Origin of the sequence: Nocardioides daeguensis (assembly GCF_019192965.1) — a bacterium.
GTDB lineage: Bacteria > Actinomycetota > Actinomycetes > Propionibacteriales > Nocardioidaceae > Nocardioides > Nocardioides daeguensis.
In genome coordinates this window covers 162,336-174,929 of sequence record NZ_JAHTKU010000015.1, presented here as the reverse complement: position 1 = coordinate 174,929, position 12,594 = coordinate 162,336, and the positions used below count along the sequence as shown (strand labels likewise).

General features: G+C 73.2%; 16 protein-coding genes. 5 read left to right on the top strand and 11 right to left on the bottom strand.

Annotated features, from left to right (window positions below):
* Positions 1-112: 112 nt before the first annotated feature.
* Both chrA and KU893_RS23630 read right to left on the bottom strand, forming a co-directional pair.
* Positions 113-1,486 (bottom strand): chromate efflux transporter, encoded by a 1,374-nt coding sequence (chrA, locus tag KU893_RS13120; protein WP_218234810.1) that lies wholly within the window; start codon positions 1,484-1,486, stop codon positions 113-115.
* Positions 1,487-1,535: 49 nt separating this feature from the next.
* Positions 1,536-2,285 (bottom strand): IclR family transcriptional regulator, encoded by a 750-nt coding sequence (locus tag KU893_RS23630; protein ID WP_218234809.1) that lies wholly within the window; start codon positions 2,283-2,285, stop codon positions 1,536-1,538.
* Between the two features lie 116 nt (positions 2,286-2,401).
* Between KU893_RS23630 and KU893_RS13110 the strand changes: the two genes are divergently transcribed.
* Both KU893_RS13110 and KU893_RS13105 read left to right on the top strand, forming a co-directional pair.
* A complete protein-coding gene (locus tag KU893_RS13110; RefSeq protein WP_425575341.1) occupies positions 2,402-3,118 on the top strand; it encodes a CoA transferase subunit A in 717 nt (238 codons plus the stop codon).
* A 1-nt stretch (position 3,119) separates the two neighbouring features.
* Positions 3,120-3,758 (top strand): CoA transferase subunit B, encoded by a 639-nt coding sequence (locus KU893_RS13105; RefSeq protein ID WP_218234828.1) that lies wholly within the window; start codon positions 3,120-3,122, stop codon positions 3,756-3,758.
* Positions 3,759-3,836: 78 nt separating this feature from the next.
* Here KU893_RS13105 and KU893_RS13100 read toward each other — a convergent pair whose 3' ends face one another.
* The 6 genes from KU893_RS13100 to KU893_RS13075 form a co-directional block, all read right to left on the bottom strand.
* Complete coding sequence (locus KU893_RS13100) at positions 3,837-4,730, bottom strand: RNA polymerase sigma-70 factor (RefSeq protein ID WP_218234807.1); 894 nt, start codon at positions 4,728-4,730, stop codon at positions 3,837-3,839.
* Positions 4,727-5,317, bottom strand: coding sequence for a carboxymuconolactone decarboxylase family protein (locus KU893_RS13095; protein WP_218234806.1), 591 nt, complete (start codon positions 5,315-5,317; stop codon positions 4,727-4,729). The genes KU893_RS13100 and KU893_RS13095 overlap by 4 nt, the downstream gene beginning before the upstream one ends.
* An 86-nt stretch (positions 5,318-5,403) precedes the next feature.
* Positions 5,404-6,066, bottom strand: coding sequence for a DUF305 domain-containing protein (locus tag KU893_RS13090; protein WP_218234805.1), 663 nt, complete (start codon positions 6,064-6,066; stop codon positions 5,404-5,406).
* A 46-nt stretch (positions 6,067-6,112) separates the two neighbouring features.
* Positions 6,113-6,496, bottom strand: a complete 384-nt coding sequence (locus KU893_RS13085) for a DUF6153 family protein (protein WP_218234804.1) — start codon at positions 6,494-6,496, stop codon at positions 6,113-6,115.
* Entirely contained in the window at positions 6,486-7,277 is a 792-nt protein-coding gene (locus KU893_RS13080; protein WP_218234803.1) for a helix-hairpin-helix domain-containing protein, read from the bottom strand. Before KU893_RS13080 ends, KU893_RS13085 begins: the two co-directional genes overlap by 11 nt.
* An 11-nt stretch (positions 7,278-7,288) precedes the next feature.
* Positions 7,289-7,825, bottom strand: coding sequence for a GGDEF domain-containing protein (locus tag KU893_RS13075; RefSeq protein WP_218234802.1), 537 nt, complete (start codon positions 7,823-7,825; stop codon positions 7,289-7,291).
* A gap of 141 nt (positions 7,826-7,966) precedes the next feature.
* On the opposite strand from KU893_RS13075, the gene KU893_RS13070 reads away from it, so the two are divergent.
* Together KU893_RS13070 and KU893_RS13065 are read left to right on the top strand one after the other, a co-directional pair.
* Complete coding sequence (locus KU893_RS13070) at positions 7,967-8,311, top strand: ArsR/SmtB family transcription factor (protein ID WP_306811674.1); 345 nt, start codon at positions 7,967-7,969, stop codon at positions 8,309-8,311.
* A gap of 2 nt (positions 8,312-8,313) precedes the next feature.
* Positions 8,314-9,249 carry a cation diffusion facilitator family transporter gene (locus tag KU893_RS13065; protein WP_218234800.1) on the top strand — a complete coding sequence of 312 codons (936 nt, stop codon included), beginning with the start codon at positions 8,314-8,316 and terminating at the stop codon, positions 9,247-9,249.
* A gap of 76 nt (positions 9,250-9,325) precedes the next feature.
* On the opposite strand, the gene leuE is transcribed toward KU893_RS13065, so the two are convergent.
* Positions 9,326-9,982 carry a leucine efflux protein LeuE gene (leuE, locus tag KU893_RS13060; protein WP_218234799.1) on the bottom strand — a complete coding sequence of 219 codons (657 nt, stop codon included), beginning with the start codon at positions 9,980-9,982 and terminating at the stop codon, positions 9,326-9,328.
* Positions 9,983-10,014: 32 nt separating this feature from the next.
* Between leuE and KU893_RS13055 the strand changes: the two genes are divergently transcribed.
* Entirely contained in the window at positions 10,015-10,644 is a 630-nt protein-coding gene (locus tag KU893_RS13055; protein WP_246592563.1) for a dihydrofolate reductase family protein, read from the top strand.
* A 372-nt stretch (positions 10,645-11,016) separates the two neighbouring features.
* Here the strand turns inward: KU893_RS13055 and KU893_RS13050 are convergent, their stop codons facing one another.
* The gene (locus KU893_RS13050; protein WP_218234798.1) at positions 11,017-11,733 is read right to left on the bottom strand and encodes a cache domain-containing protein; all 717 of its coding nucleotides are present in this window, start codon (positions 11,731-11,733) and stop codon (positions 11,017-11,019) included.
* Positions 11,730-12,476, bottom strand: a complete 747-nt coding sequence (locus KU893_RS13045) for a FadR/GntR family transcriptional regulator (RefSeq protein ID WP_218234797.1) — start codon at positions 12,474-12,476, stop codon at positions 11,730-11,732. Before KU893_RS13045 ends, KU893_RS13050 begins: the two co-directional genes overlap by 4 nt.
* Between the last annotated feature and the right edge of the window lie 118 nt (positions 12,477-12,594).

Sequence of the window (12,594 nt, the reverse complement as noted above, 5' to 3'; positions counted from 1 at the left end):
CTGCGCGGGGCGGCGGCGGCCGGGGCGTATTGGGTCGCCTCCCACCGCCGCACCTGACGAACGGGCTGTGGATCGGCCGCCGGATCTGCAGCCCATTCGTCAGGTGCGACGTTCAGAGCAGCCCGAGGAGGTGGACGCCGACGCCGAGGGCCGCGCACAGGCCGAGGGTCCGCAGCGGGCTCCAGCCGAGCCGGAACATGACGCCGAGCGCGACCGCGGTGATGGCGAAGGCGACCGGGTCCCAGGAGCCGAGGACCGGGACGTCGACGTGCAGCCACCCGGCGTCCACGGCCCGGCTGCGGTCGAACAGGGTGTGCAGCGCGAAGAACACCGCGAGGTTCGCGATCACACCGACGACCGCCGCGGTGATGCCGGTCAGCGCGGCGCTCAGGCCGCGGTTGTCGCGCAGCCGCTCGACGTACGGAGCACCGAGGAGCACGAACAAGAAGCAGGGCACGAAGGTCACCCAGGTGACCAGCAGGGAGGCGAGGACGGCGGCGAGCCACGGGTCCAGCGAGCCGGGGTTGCGGTAGGCGCCGACGAAGGCGACGAACTGGACCACCATGATCAGCGGCCCGGGCGTGGTCTCGGCCAGCGCGAGGCCGCGGACCATCTCGCCCGGTGCCAGCCAGTGGTAGACGCCGACGGCCTGCTGGGCGACGTACGACAGGACCGCGTAGGCGCCACCGAAGGTGACGACCGCGGCGCCGGAGAAGAACACTCCCTGGTCGACGAAGACCGGGGTGCCGGTGGTGCCGGCGAGCGCGGCGAACGCGACCACGGGCGCGAACCAGAGCACGGCGCCGACGGCGAGCACCGTCCCGGAGCGGCGCACCGTCGGCAGCTCGTGGTGCAGGGCGTCGTCGCTGATGAGGGGCGCGGGACCGTCGCCCGTGTCGGGTGCCGGCGGCTCGCGCAGTGCGGGGATGCTCCGGCTGAGCAGCCAGCCGAGGAGCCCGGCCGCGAACACGACGGCCGGGAACGGGACGGCGAGGAAGGTGAGCGCCGCGAACGAAGCGACGGCGAGGGTGACCAGCGCGGGGTGGTGCAGCGCTCGCCTCCCGACCCGGTGCACCGCCTGGACGACGATCGCGATCACGGCGGGCGCGACGCCGGCGAAGAGCGCGGTCACCACGTCGGTCTCGCCGTACCCGACGTAGATGCCCGACAGCGCGAGCAGGGCGAGCATGCCCGGCAGCAGGAACAGTCCGCCCGCGATCAGGCCGCCCCGGATCCCGTTGAGCAGCCAACCGGTGTAGATCGCCAGCTGGGTGGCCTCCGGGCCGGGCAGCAGCATGCAGTAGTTGAGGGCGTGCAGGAACCGCCGCTGCCCGATCCAGCGCTTCTCGTCCACCAGCTTGTGCTGCATCACCGCGATCTGGCCGGCCGGTCCGCCGAAGGTCTGCAGCGAGATCTGGAACCAGGCCCGGGTCGCCTCCCGCAAGGGGATGACGTCGTCGCCGACGGGGTGTGGGTGCCTGGTCACGGGGCCATTCAACCGCTGTCAGGTGGCCGCCGGATGAACGTGCACGGCCTCACGCCAGCCGGGAGAGCCGGTGCGCCTCCTCGAGCAGCAGCTTGCCCAGCACCGGCTGCCGGTCGCGGCGGAACCGTTGCTCGACACCGGTCAGCGTGAGCGCCCAGTCCGGCCGCCCTGACTTGTCGAAGACCGCGGCCGCCATGCCCCAGGAGCCCTCGACGACGTGGCCGGGGTTGACGGACCAGCCGGTACGGCGGGTCGCGGCCAGGCGCCTGCGGATCGCCGCGTCGGAGTGCTGGGGCCCCCACGCGGCGGTGAGGTCGGCGCGGGCGAGGTAGGCGTCGACCTCGCGGTCGGGCAGGTGGGCGAGGATCGCGAGGCCGGCCGAGACCACGCCCAGCGGGAAGCGGGCGCTCTCGTAGAGGACGTAGGAGCGGATCGGGAAGTCGCCGTCCTCGCGGAGCAGGACCACCGTCTCGTCGCCGCGGCGCACCGAGAAGAACGCGCTCTCGCCGGTCTCCTTCGCGAGCCGGTGCACGCTCGCGCGGGCCTCGTTGGTGACGTCGTAGCGGGTGGCGGCGGCCAGGCCGAGCACGTAGGTCTCGGGACCGAGGAACCAGCGTCCGGTCTGCGGGTCGCGGTCGGCCAGGCCCTCGGCGGCGAGCGACTCCAGCAGCCGGTGGGTGGTCGCGCGCGGCTGGGTGGTGGCGGCGGCGAGCTCGGTGGTCGTCGTACCGGACTCGGCGGTGGAGAGCGCGCGGAGCAGGGCAGCCACCTTCTCGACCACCCCGGGCGCGCGCTCCACGGTGCGATCCTACGCGTCCGTTCAGTGGACGTGAATCGATCTGCGCATCCGCTGCCTGAGCACTTCGTTGACGCCCCTGGCGGGCGTCGGCGGTGATGGCGGGCATGAGGAAGCTGGTGGATGACCCCCGGACGGCGATCGCCGAGCGGGTCCGGGACGGGATGACGATCGCCGTGGGCGGCTTCGGCCTGTGCGGTGTCCCGCGGGACCTGATCGAGGCGGTCCGCGACAGCGGCGTGCGCGACCTGACGATCGTCTCCAACAACATGGGCGTCGACGGCAAGGGCCTCGGCGTGCTGCTGGAGAACAACCAGGTGCGCAAGGTCGTCGCGTCGTACGTCGGCGAGAACAAGCTGTTCGCGCAGCAGTACCTCGACGGCGCGCTCGAGGTGGAGTTCTGCCCGCAGGGCACGCTCGCCGAGCGGCTGCGTGCGGGCGGCTCCGGCATCGCCGGCTTCTACACCCGTACCGGCGTCGGCACCGAGGTCGCCGAGGGCAAGCCGCACGAGGTCTTCGACGGCGAGACCTTCGTGCTCGAGCGCGGCATCGTCGCCGACCTCGCGCTGGTGCACGCCCACACCGCGGACGCCGAGGGCAACCTGCGCTACCGGGCGACGGCCCGCAACTTCAACCCGCTGGTCGCGATGAGCGGTCGGGTCTGCATCGCCGAGGCCGAGCAGGTCATCGACGGCTTCCTCGACCCGGACCAGGTGATCACGCCGGGCATCTTCGTCGACGTCATCGTGCGGGCGAGCGAGCGTCCCAAGGACATCGAGCAGCGCATCGTGCGCCAGCGTCCCAGCGAGAGCGTGAACGAGAAGGTGGGTGCCTGACATGGCCTGGAGCCGCGACGAGATGGCGGCGATCGCCGCCCGCGAGCTGAACGACGGCGACTACGTCAACCTCGGCATCGGCATCCCGACACTGGTGGCCGACCACCTGCCGTCGGGGGTCAACGTGCTGCTGCAGAGCGAGAACGGCCTGCTCGGCATGGGCCCGTTCCCGTACGACGGCGAGGAGGACGCGGACGTCATCAACGCCGGCAAGCAGACGGTGACGACGGTGCCGGGGGCGTCGTACTTCGACTCGGCGACCAGCTTCGCCATGATCCGCGGCGGCCACGTCGACATCGCGATCCTCGGCGCGCTGCAGGTCGCGAGCAACGGCGACCTCGCGAACTGGACCGTCCCCGGCAAGCTCGTGAAGGGGATGGGTGGCGCGATGGACCTGGTCGCCGGCACCCGTCGGGTCGTGGTCATCACCGACCACGTCGCGAAGGACGGGACGCCGAAGATCGTCGAGTCCTGCACGCTGCCGCTCACCGGCGCCGGCGTCGTCGACCGGATCATCACCGATCTCGCGGTGCTCGACGTGACGCCCGAGGGTCTCGTGCTCGTCGACGTCGCCCCCGGGCTGGACGTCGCCAAGGTCCGTGAGCTGACGGCCGCGCCGGTCCTCGACCCGGTGCCGTGACCGCGCTGCCGGGGATGGACGCCCGGCGCCACGTCAGCGGCTTCGTGGGTCGGGCGCGTTCAGCCGGGTGACCTCCGCCTACTGCTGCGCCGCCCTGCTGAGCGCGACCTCCGCGTCGATCGAGGTCAGCTTGGCCGGGTTCCGCATGGCGAGGATCCTGGTGATCCGGCCGTCCTCCACGACGAGGCTGACCGCGGTGAGCTCGCCGTGGGCGTCGATCCGGGCGCCCGGGGCGCCGTTGAGCCAGACCGGTGCGATGCTCGCGCCCGGCGCGTAGAGCGCGAAGTTGGCCAGCAGCCGGGCGACCGGCTCGGCGCCGGCGAGCGGCCTGCGGATCGCGTTCGCCACCCCGCCGCCGTCGGCGAGCAGGACCACGTCGGGCGCGAGCGCGTCGAGCAGCCCCTGGAGGTCGCCGCCCTGCACCGCGGCGAGGAAGCGGTCGACCACCGCCTGCTGCTCGTCCCGGTCGACGTCGACCCGCGGCCGGCGGGCGGTGACGTGGTTGCGGGCCCGGGTGGCGATCTGCCGCACCGCGGCCGACGTCTTGCCGACGGCGGCCGCGATCTCGTCGTACGGCAGGTCGAACACCTCGCGCAGCACGAACACCGCGCGCTCGGTCGGGCCGAGCGTCTCGAGGACGGTGAGCATCGCCATCGACACGCTCTCGGCGAGCTCGACGTCCTCGGCGACGTCGGGCGCGGTCAGCAGCGGCTCGGGCAGCCACTCGCCGACGTAGTCCTCCCGGCGTCGGGACAGGGTCCGCAGCCGGTTGAGCGCCTGGCGCGTGACGATCCGGACCAGGTAGGCCCGCGGCTCCTGCACCCGGGCGTGGTCCACCTCGGCCCACCGCAGCCAGGTCTCCTGCACGACGTCCTCGGCGTCGGCTGCCGAGCCGAGCATCTCGTAGGCGAGCGTGAAGAGCAGGTTGCGGTGGGCGACGAAGGGATCGCCGGCCGGGGCCGGAGAGGTCATGCCGGCGAGCCTACGGCGGGCCGCTCGGCCAGCGGCCTCATGCCGCACGCGGCCGCGAAGCCCTCGGACTCGATGCCCAGCGCCGTGTTCGACCGGGTGGTCATGTTCGCGAAGCCGATCACGCTGGTCAGCTCGATCAGCCCCGCCGGCCCGAGCTCGGCGAGCAGCGGCTCGACCATCTCGTCGGTGACTGTCGGGGGCGTCTGGCTCGCCGCCTCGGCGTACTCCAGCACCCGGCGCTCGAGCGGCGAGAACACCTCGGACTCGCGCCAGCGCGGGACCTCCCGGGCCTTGGCGAGGTCGAGCCCCTTGTCGCGGGCCAGGAAGTAGTTGAAGTCGAGGCACCACGAGCAGCCGACGAGCGAGGCGACCGCCATGTGCGCGTAGGTCTTGAGCGTCTCGTCGCAGGCGTCCCACTTCTGCAGCCTCTGGCCGAACGCCATGCTCGCCTTGAGGGCCGGCTGGTGGTGCCACAGCACGCCGATCGACTCGGGCACGCTGCCGAACATCTTGCCGGCGAACCTCTTCACGAGGGCGCCGTAGAGGCCGGTGATCGGGGCGGCGGGGATGCGGGCGGTGGTGGTCATGTCGTTCTCCTTGGTCGGGGGTACGACATGAAGACACCGCTCGGGCCCCGGGTGTGACACACCCGGGCCCGACGGCCCACTGCCGGTCACTGCTGGTCGAGCAGCTTCTCCATGGTGGTGATCTCGGCGCTCTGGCCCTCGACGATCGCCTTCGCGAGCGCGATCGCGTCGGCGAACCTCCCGTCGGCCTGCTCGGTCCTCGCCATGGTGATCGCGCCCTCGTGGTGCTCGATCATCATCTCCATCCACAGCCGCGGGAAGTCCGCGTCGGAGGACTCCTCGAGCTCGTCGAGCTGGTCGCCCGACATCATCCCGGGCATGTCGTGGCCCGGGACGTCGCTGTCGTCCGCGCCGCCCATGCCCTCCATGTCGTCCAGGTCGTGGCCGGCGTTGGCATGGTCCAGCGAGGTGGCGGGGACCTTCTTGTCCCAGTCGGTCAGCCAGGTGGTCATGGTCTCGACCTCGGGGGTCTGGGCGGCCTGGATCTGGTCGACGAGCGCGCGGACCTCCGGGGACAGCGGGCGGTCCTGGGCGAGCAGCGCCATCTGCAATGCCTGTGCGTGGTGCGGGATCATCGCGGTCGCGAAGGCGACGTCGGCGCTGTTGAAGACGTTGCCGTTGCGGGCCGTCTCCACGGCAGCCGGCCTGCCCTCGCGCCCGTCGTCGCCGTCGCCGCACGCGGCGAGGGCCAGGGCAAGGGTGATCGCGCCGGTGGCGCAGGCCAGTCGGCGAAGGGTGGTGCGGTGCATCTGGTTCTCCTGGGGTCGGTGTGCGTTGCTGGGGAGCGGGGGCTCCTCAGCAGCGCTGCACCGAGAGCCGGTGGAGATCGGGTGGGTCGCGGAACCGCGCGGCCCGGGCGACCAGGACCCGCCACCGGGTGGGTGCCTCGCGCGGGGCGACCAGCGCTCGTCGTACGCCGACCAGGCCGGCGACCATCCCGGCGGCCATCACCAGCAGCGCCAGGCACAGCCCGGCCATGTCGTGGCCGGTGGAGCCGCCGCCGTGGTCGGGTGGCATCGGGTGGTGGCCGGGTGTCATCGGGTCGTGGTGGGTGACGGCGGCCGCGGGGAGCGGAGCCGAGGCGACGCCGTGGTCGGCCATGCCGTGCATGGCGAACAGCCCCGCCAGCGCGGCGAACGTGACGAGCAGGCGCCGCAGCAGGTCAGGCTCAGGTCGCATAGCCGAGACCGAGCTGTGCCATCGCGGTCTCCAGACGCTCGAGCGCGATCGGGCCGACGCCGTGCAGTGCGGCCAGGTCGGCACGGGTCCAGCCGCTGACCGCCTCGAGGGTGTGGACGTCGACCGCCCGCAGCGCGCGGGTGGCCGGGGCCCCGATGGTTCGCGGCAGTGGGGTCCCGGTACGGCGGGGGGCGCGTTCGCGCGGACCGTCCTCGTGGTCCAGCACGGTCTCGCCGCGCGGGGAGAGGCGGTACCCGATCGCCAGCGACTCGGTCAGCCCACGCTCCTTGAGCTTGCGCACGTCCTTCTTGAAGTCGAGCGTCTCGCGGCCCAGCTCCGCGGCCAGGTCGGGCGCGCGGACCTCGGGGTTGCGGTCGATGATCCGCAGCGTCGCGCGGGTCCACGGCCCGATCGCCGAGGCCGCGTCCAGCCGGTCGAGCTGGTGCAGGATGGTCGCGATCTCGGCGGCGTCGGGGATGGCGGCACGCAGGGCCTCGCGAGGGTCGGCACCGCCGTAGCTCAGGCCGACGCGGAACACCGGTCGGTCGGCCCGTGCGGCGAGCGCCTCCTTGAGCGCGGCCAGCGACGCGGCCCCGGCCCGGCGGGCGTCCTCGGCCCGCAACCGGGACAGCGCGACCTGCTCGACGCTGAGCACCTCGACCACGCCGACCGCGGTGCGCAGCCGGGTGCCGGCCTTGACCCGCGGCCGGTCCCAGCGCCGGAACGCGAGGTCGACGGTGCCGGCACGCACGCCGTCGAGCTCGGCGGGTCGCATCATCACGACGACCGAGCCTAGTCGGCGCCGCCCAGCTCGTCGTCCGGCCCGACCAGCACGAAGAGCTCACCGTCCGGGCGCCGGGCCCGGGCGAGCGCATCGTCCGCGCGCCGCAGCATCGCGCGGGGGTCGTCGGTGCCCGGCCGGGCCGTGGTGCCCCCGAGCCGAGCCGTGACGAAGCAGGGGCGCACGCCGATGGTCACGGGCGGGCTCAGCTCGACGAGGATCCGGCGGGCCAGGATCCGGACCCCGTCGTCGCCGACCTCGCCCGGGAACACCAGGGCGAAGGTCTCCGGTCCGTACCGGCCGACCGAGTCGATGCCGCGGACGGCGGCAGTGAGCCGCTCGGCGATCTCCTTGACCACGGTGCGCACGTCGGCGTCCGAGACGGGCCCACCGGTCCCCTCGATGGAGGTGAGGGCGACGAGGACCAGGGCCACCTCGTGCCCGCCGCGTTCGGCGCTCCGCAGCGCCATGCCCAGGCGGTCCGCGATCAGCCCGCGGCTCGGCAGTCCTGTCTCGGCGTCGTAGAGGCCAGGCTCGGCATTGGTCACTTCGTGCTCCCGTCACGTCCGGCCGCCCCAACGCGCCGTCCCCGGGCTCGACGGTACGGGAGAACCCGGCGAGCAGCAGCAGAAACGGTGGGAGACCGCCTTGACGGTGTCGCCCTAGGGTGATTACATCGCCATATGGCGATGAATCAGCTGGACGGGTCGTTCCCGGAGGCGCCCACCGAGGTCGACGCGCTCGCCGACGTCGCCGGCCTGCTGCACGCACTGAGCGACCCCAACCGGCTGGCGATCCTCGAGCACCTCACCCTCGGCGAGCACCGCGTCGTCGACCTCACCGCCCACCTCGGGCTCGCGCAGTCGACGGTGTCGAAGCACCTCGCCTGTCTGCGCGACTGCGGCCTCGTCGTGTCCCGGCCCAGCGGGCGGGCCTCGCTCATCTCACTCGCCCAGCCCGAGCTGACCCGGGCGGTGGTGCGCGCCGCCGAGCGCCTGGTCGCGGTCACCGGCCTCCCCTGCGGGCGGGACTGACCATGGGCGTCGGACACGGGCACGGACACGGCGGCGGCGCCGCCGGCTCGGGCAGCGCCGGGCACGCCGGCGGCCGGCACCGCTGGCGGCTGGGCGCCTCCTTCGGGCTGATCTCCGCGTTCTTCGTCGTCGAGCTGGTCGTCGGCGTGGTCAGCGGCTCGCTCGCGCTGATCTCCGACGCCGGCCACATGGCCGCCGACGTCGTCACCCTCGGGGCGGCCCTGGTCGCGACCAAGATCGCCACCCGCGCCGACAGCACCGGTCGTCGTACCTATGGCTCCTACCGGGCCGAGGTCTTCGCCTCCGGTCTCGCGGTGCTGATGATGCTCGGCGTCGCGGTCTACGTCGTCGTCGAGGCGATCGGTCGGGCGGGCAGCGAGCCCGACGTCGAGACCGGACCGATGCTCGGCGTCGGCTTCCTCGGTCTGGTGGTCAACCTGGTCGCGATGGCCCTGCTCCGCGGCGGGTCCCAGGACTCGCTCAACGTGAAGGGCGCCTACGTCGAGGTCGTCGCCGACACCGCCGGCAGCGTCGGCGTGATGGTCGCCGGAGGGCTGATCCTCGCCACCGGCGACGGGGTCTGGGACACCGTGGTCGCCTTCCTCATCGGCGCCTTCGTCGCGGTCCGCGCGGTGCTGCTCGGCCGCGAGGTGCTCGCCGTCCTCGGCCAGCACGTCCCCGCCGGCGTCGAGATCGACACCGTCGCCGGGGCGCTCGGCGGGATCGACGGCGTCTGCGACGTCCACGACCTGCACGCCTGGACCCTCACCTCCGGCATGCACGTCGCCACCGCGCACCTCGTCCTCGACGAGGGCGCCGACGGCGCCGGCGTGCTGCGGCAGGGCCAGCTGCTGCTGCGCGAGCAGTTCCAGATCGAGCACGCCACCTTGCAGATCGAGGGCCACCGCTCGGCCGCCTGCGACGCCGTCACCTGGTGACCTTTCCGCGTCGCACCTGACGGATGGGCTGTGAACTGGCGCGTTCCGCAACCCACGTCAGGTGCGACGCGGCGACTCAGGCGTGCGCGAGGGAGAGCTTGACCGCGAAGCCGAGGAAGACCGCGCCGACGGCCGACGTCCCGGCCGCGGAGAGGCCCTTGCGGCGGCGGAAGGCCGCGGCCAGGCGGGTGCCGCCGAAGATCAGCGCGCTCAGGTAGGCCACGCTGGCGATCTGGGCGAGCGTGCCGAGCACGAGGAACGACAGCGCCGGATGGGCGTAGTCGGGGTCGACGAACTGCACGAAGAAGGCGACGAAGAACAAGATCGCCTTCGGGTTGAGCAGGCTGATCACCAGCGCTCGGCGGTACGGCCGCTCGCCCGGCACGGGCGGCGGCGAGCCCTCCTCGATCGCCCGCACCGCGCGCCGGCGCTGGCGCCACATGACGATCGCGCCGCGCAGCATGGTGAAGGCGAGGTAGCCGAGGTAGCCCGCGCCGACGTACTTCACGAGCGCGAACGCCACGTGGTTGGCCTGCAGCAGCGAGGCCACCCCGGCCGCCGACAGCGTCATGAGCACCGCGTCGCCGGTCCACACGCCGGCCGCGGCGGCGTACCCGGGACGGACGCCGCGGCGCGCCGCCACCGACAACACGTAGAGCGAGTTCGGGCCGGGCAGCAGGATGATCAGGACGAGACCGACGAGGTACGTCGACAGGTCGGTGATGCCCAGCACGGACCCGATCCTCCCACGCCGAGCTGGGAGCGATGAGTTCGCGCGCCCGCGCCGGTCTGCAGGTCATGGGCATCGTGACCGCGGACATCGCCATCACCCTCGACGGCTTCGGCGCCGCGAGCGACCAGTCACGGGAGCACCCGTTCGGGTCCCTCGACGCGAGCCGGCTGCACGCCTGGATGTTCGAGCACGCCGACGACAACGCCGCCGAGGTCGCGGCGATCGTCGACGCCGGTGCCTTCGTGATGGGCCGCAACATGTTCACGCCCGGCCGCGGGGAGTGGGACCCGGCCTGGCGCGGCTGGTGGGGCGAGGACCCGCCGTACCACGCACCGGTGTTCGTCCTGACCCACCACGAGCGGGACCCGCTGCCGATGGCGGGCGGCACGACCTTCCACTTCGTCACCGACGGCCTCGCCTCCGCGCTCGCGCAGGCCCGCGCCGCCGCCGGCGAGCGCGACGTCGCCATCGCCGGTGGGGCGTCCACGATCAACGCCTACCTGGCGGCGGGCGCGATCGACGAGCTGCGGCTCCACGTCGTCCCGTACGTCGCCGGGCTGGCCAGCGGCTCCCGGATGTTCGACGGGGTCGGTCCGCTCGATCTCGAGCCGGTCGCGACCCGGCCCACGCCGTACGTGACCCACCTGACGTACCGGCGGTGATCCGGTCCGGTGGTTTCGAGGCTCCTCGCTGGCGCTCGTCGCACCTCAACCACCGGGGCGGCTCCTCGATGGTTGAGGTGTGAGGCCGCCCGCGGCCGAGTGCTCCCGCTGGTTGAGGTGTGAGGCCGCCCGCGGCCGAGTGCTCCCGCTGGTTGAGGTGTGAGGCCGCCCGCGGCCGAGCCTCGAAACCTCTGGCCGGACCTCGAAAGCCGGGGGTTGGCACCGTCCCGGCATCGGTTGCGGTGGTTTCGAGGCTCCTCGCTGGCGCTCGTCGCACCTCAACCACCGGGGAGGCTCCTCGCTGGCGCTCGTCGCGCCTCAACCACCGGGGCGGCCGGCGACCACCGGGGCGGCCCGGCGACCACCGCAGGTTCAGTCGAGGGCCACCACGGCGAGGGGGAGGTCGCCGACGCGCTGCTCGCTGGGGAGCGCGTCGAAGGCGACTCCGTCGAGCAGGTCGCCGCACAGGTGCCGGCCGCTGTTGCTCGCCAGGATCCGGCCGAAGCCGTTGACCACGGCGATCCGGTGCTCGCTGGCGCGCAGCGAGGGCAGCAGCGCGCGCTCGGCGTTCTTCACCGCGACGTCGGCGCCGCCGACCCCGCAGAACCGGCCGTCGACGACGACGGGAACGGTGAAGGTGAGCGTGTACTCCTCGGTGCACAGGTAGTCGACGTAGGGCCCGGTGACGTGCCGCTGCCCGGTCTCGCGGGGCACGACGTACCACGGCAGGTGCTGGTAGTCGTAGAACCCGATCGCCTGTGGCTCGGAGTGCGTCACCAGCCGCTGTGCTCGGCCGTCCGCGTCGCGGGCGAACCACTCCAGCCACCACTCGGCGTCCTGGAGCACCCCGGGCGCGGCGACGAAGCCGGCGCCCTGGACGGGCTGGGCGGCGTCGCCGAGGACCGGGACGAGGAGCGGCTCCACCGCCGCGAGGTCGCTACGCCGGGGCGCCGGCCGGCCGGCCAGCGCCTGCTCGACGGCGGCCGCGATGGCGGTGGCGACGCCGAAGGCCTGCTCGGCGATGGTGGCGACGGCCGCGATGACCGGCGCGGTGTCGGCGACGGCGGGGCGGGTGTTCGAGGGGTTCATGGGCGGGCCTCGCTGAGCTGGTAGTCGACGAGGCGGGCGGTGGAGTCGGCCACCCGCTGCTCGGCCGCCGCGCGGGCGGCGTGGGGATCGCGCTCGGCGATCGCGGCGACGACGGCCCGGCAGCTGCGGACCATCTGGGCGTGGCTGTCGTCGTCCCCGAAGGCGAGCCACAGCAGGGTCCCGAACTCTGCCTGGAGGTTGACCTCCTCGTGGTAGAGCCGGGGGGACTGGGCGGCGGCGGCCACCTCGATGTGGAACTGGGCGTCGGCGCGGCGTCGGGCGTCGGGCTTCTCGGCGTGCTCGAGGGCGTCGGCCACCCGCTCCAGCCGGTCGACGTCCTCGGGGCTGGAGCGGCGGGCGGCCAGGGCCGCGCTGGCGCCGCAGATGGCGGCGTACACGTCGCCGAGGTCGCGCAGCTCGCCGAGGCCGAACCCGTCGAGCCGACGGCGGGCGAGGTGGCTGATCCCGTCCTCGGGGGTCCGCACGAAGCTGCCGCCCCCGCGCCCGCGCCGCGTCTCGATGAGGCCCTCGGAGCGCAGCACGGACAGCGCCTCGCGCACGGTCACGGTCGAGACGCCGAAGATGCCGGCGAGGTCGAGCTCGCCGGGGAGCTGCTCGGCGTCGGGGAGCAGGCCGAGCGCGATCGCGTCGGTGAGCCGTCGCACGACCAGCTCCGAGCGGCTCATCGACTCCAGCGGCGAGAACACCGCCGCGGATGCGCGCCCGTAGAACGGCACGGTCACCGTCCGACCTCCCTGTCCCTCGTTGTCGCGTGTTACCGCTGCGTGACGTTTCGCCGCAATCTTGCCGGATGCTCTTGTGCTGTGAACTGTGAAGTCATATGTTAACGCCAATCCGTTC

Excerpts from the sequence above, each read along its gene's own strand:
- KU893_RS13100 (WP_218234807.1), bottom strand. The coding sequence starts at position 4,730 with ATGACCTCTCCGGCCCCGGCCGGCGATCCCTTCGTCGCCCACCGCAAC.
- KU893_RS13105 (WP_218234828.1), top strand. The coding sequence starts at position 3,120 with ATGGCCTGGAGCCGCGACGAGATGGCGGCGATCGCCGCCCGCGAGCTG.
- KU893_RS13055 (WP_246592563.1), top strand. The coding sequence starts at position 10,015 with ATGAGTTCGCGCGCCCGCGCCGGTCTGCAGGTCATGGGCATCGTGACC.
- KU893_RS13050 (WP_218234798.1), bottom strand. The coding sequence starts at position 11,733 with ATGAACCCCTCGAACACCCGCCCCGCCGTCGCCGACACCGCGCCGGTC.
- KU893_RS13095 (WP_218234806.1), bottom strand. The coding sequence starts at position 5,317 with ATGACCACCACCGCCCGCATCCCCGCCGCCCCGATCACCGGCCTCTAC.
- KU893_RS13065 (WP_218234800.1), top strand. The coding sequence starts at position 8,314 with ATGGGCGTCGGACACGGGCACGGACACGGCGGCGGCGCCGCCGGCTCG.
- KU893_RS13070 (WP_306811674.1), top strand. The coding sequence starts at position 7,967 with ATGAATCAGCTGGACGGGTCGTTCCCGGAGGCGCCCACCGAGGTCGAC.
- KU893_RS13085 (WP_218234804.1), bottom strand. The coding sequence starts at position 6,496 with ATGCGACCTGAGCCTGACCTGCTGCGGCGCCTGCTCGTCACGTTCGCC.
- KU893_RS13090 (WP_218234805.1), bottom strand. The coding sequence starts at position 6,066 with ATGCACCGCACCACCCTTCGCCGACTGGCCTGCGCCACCGGCGCGATC.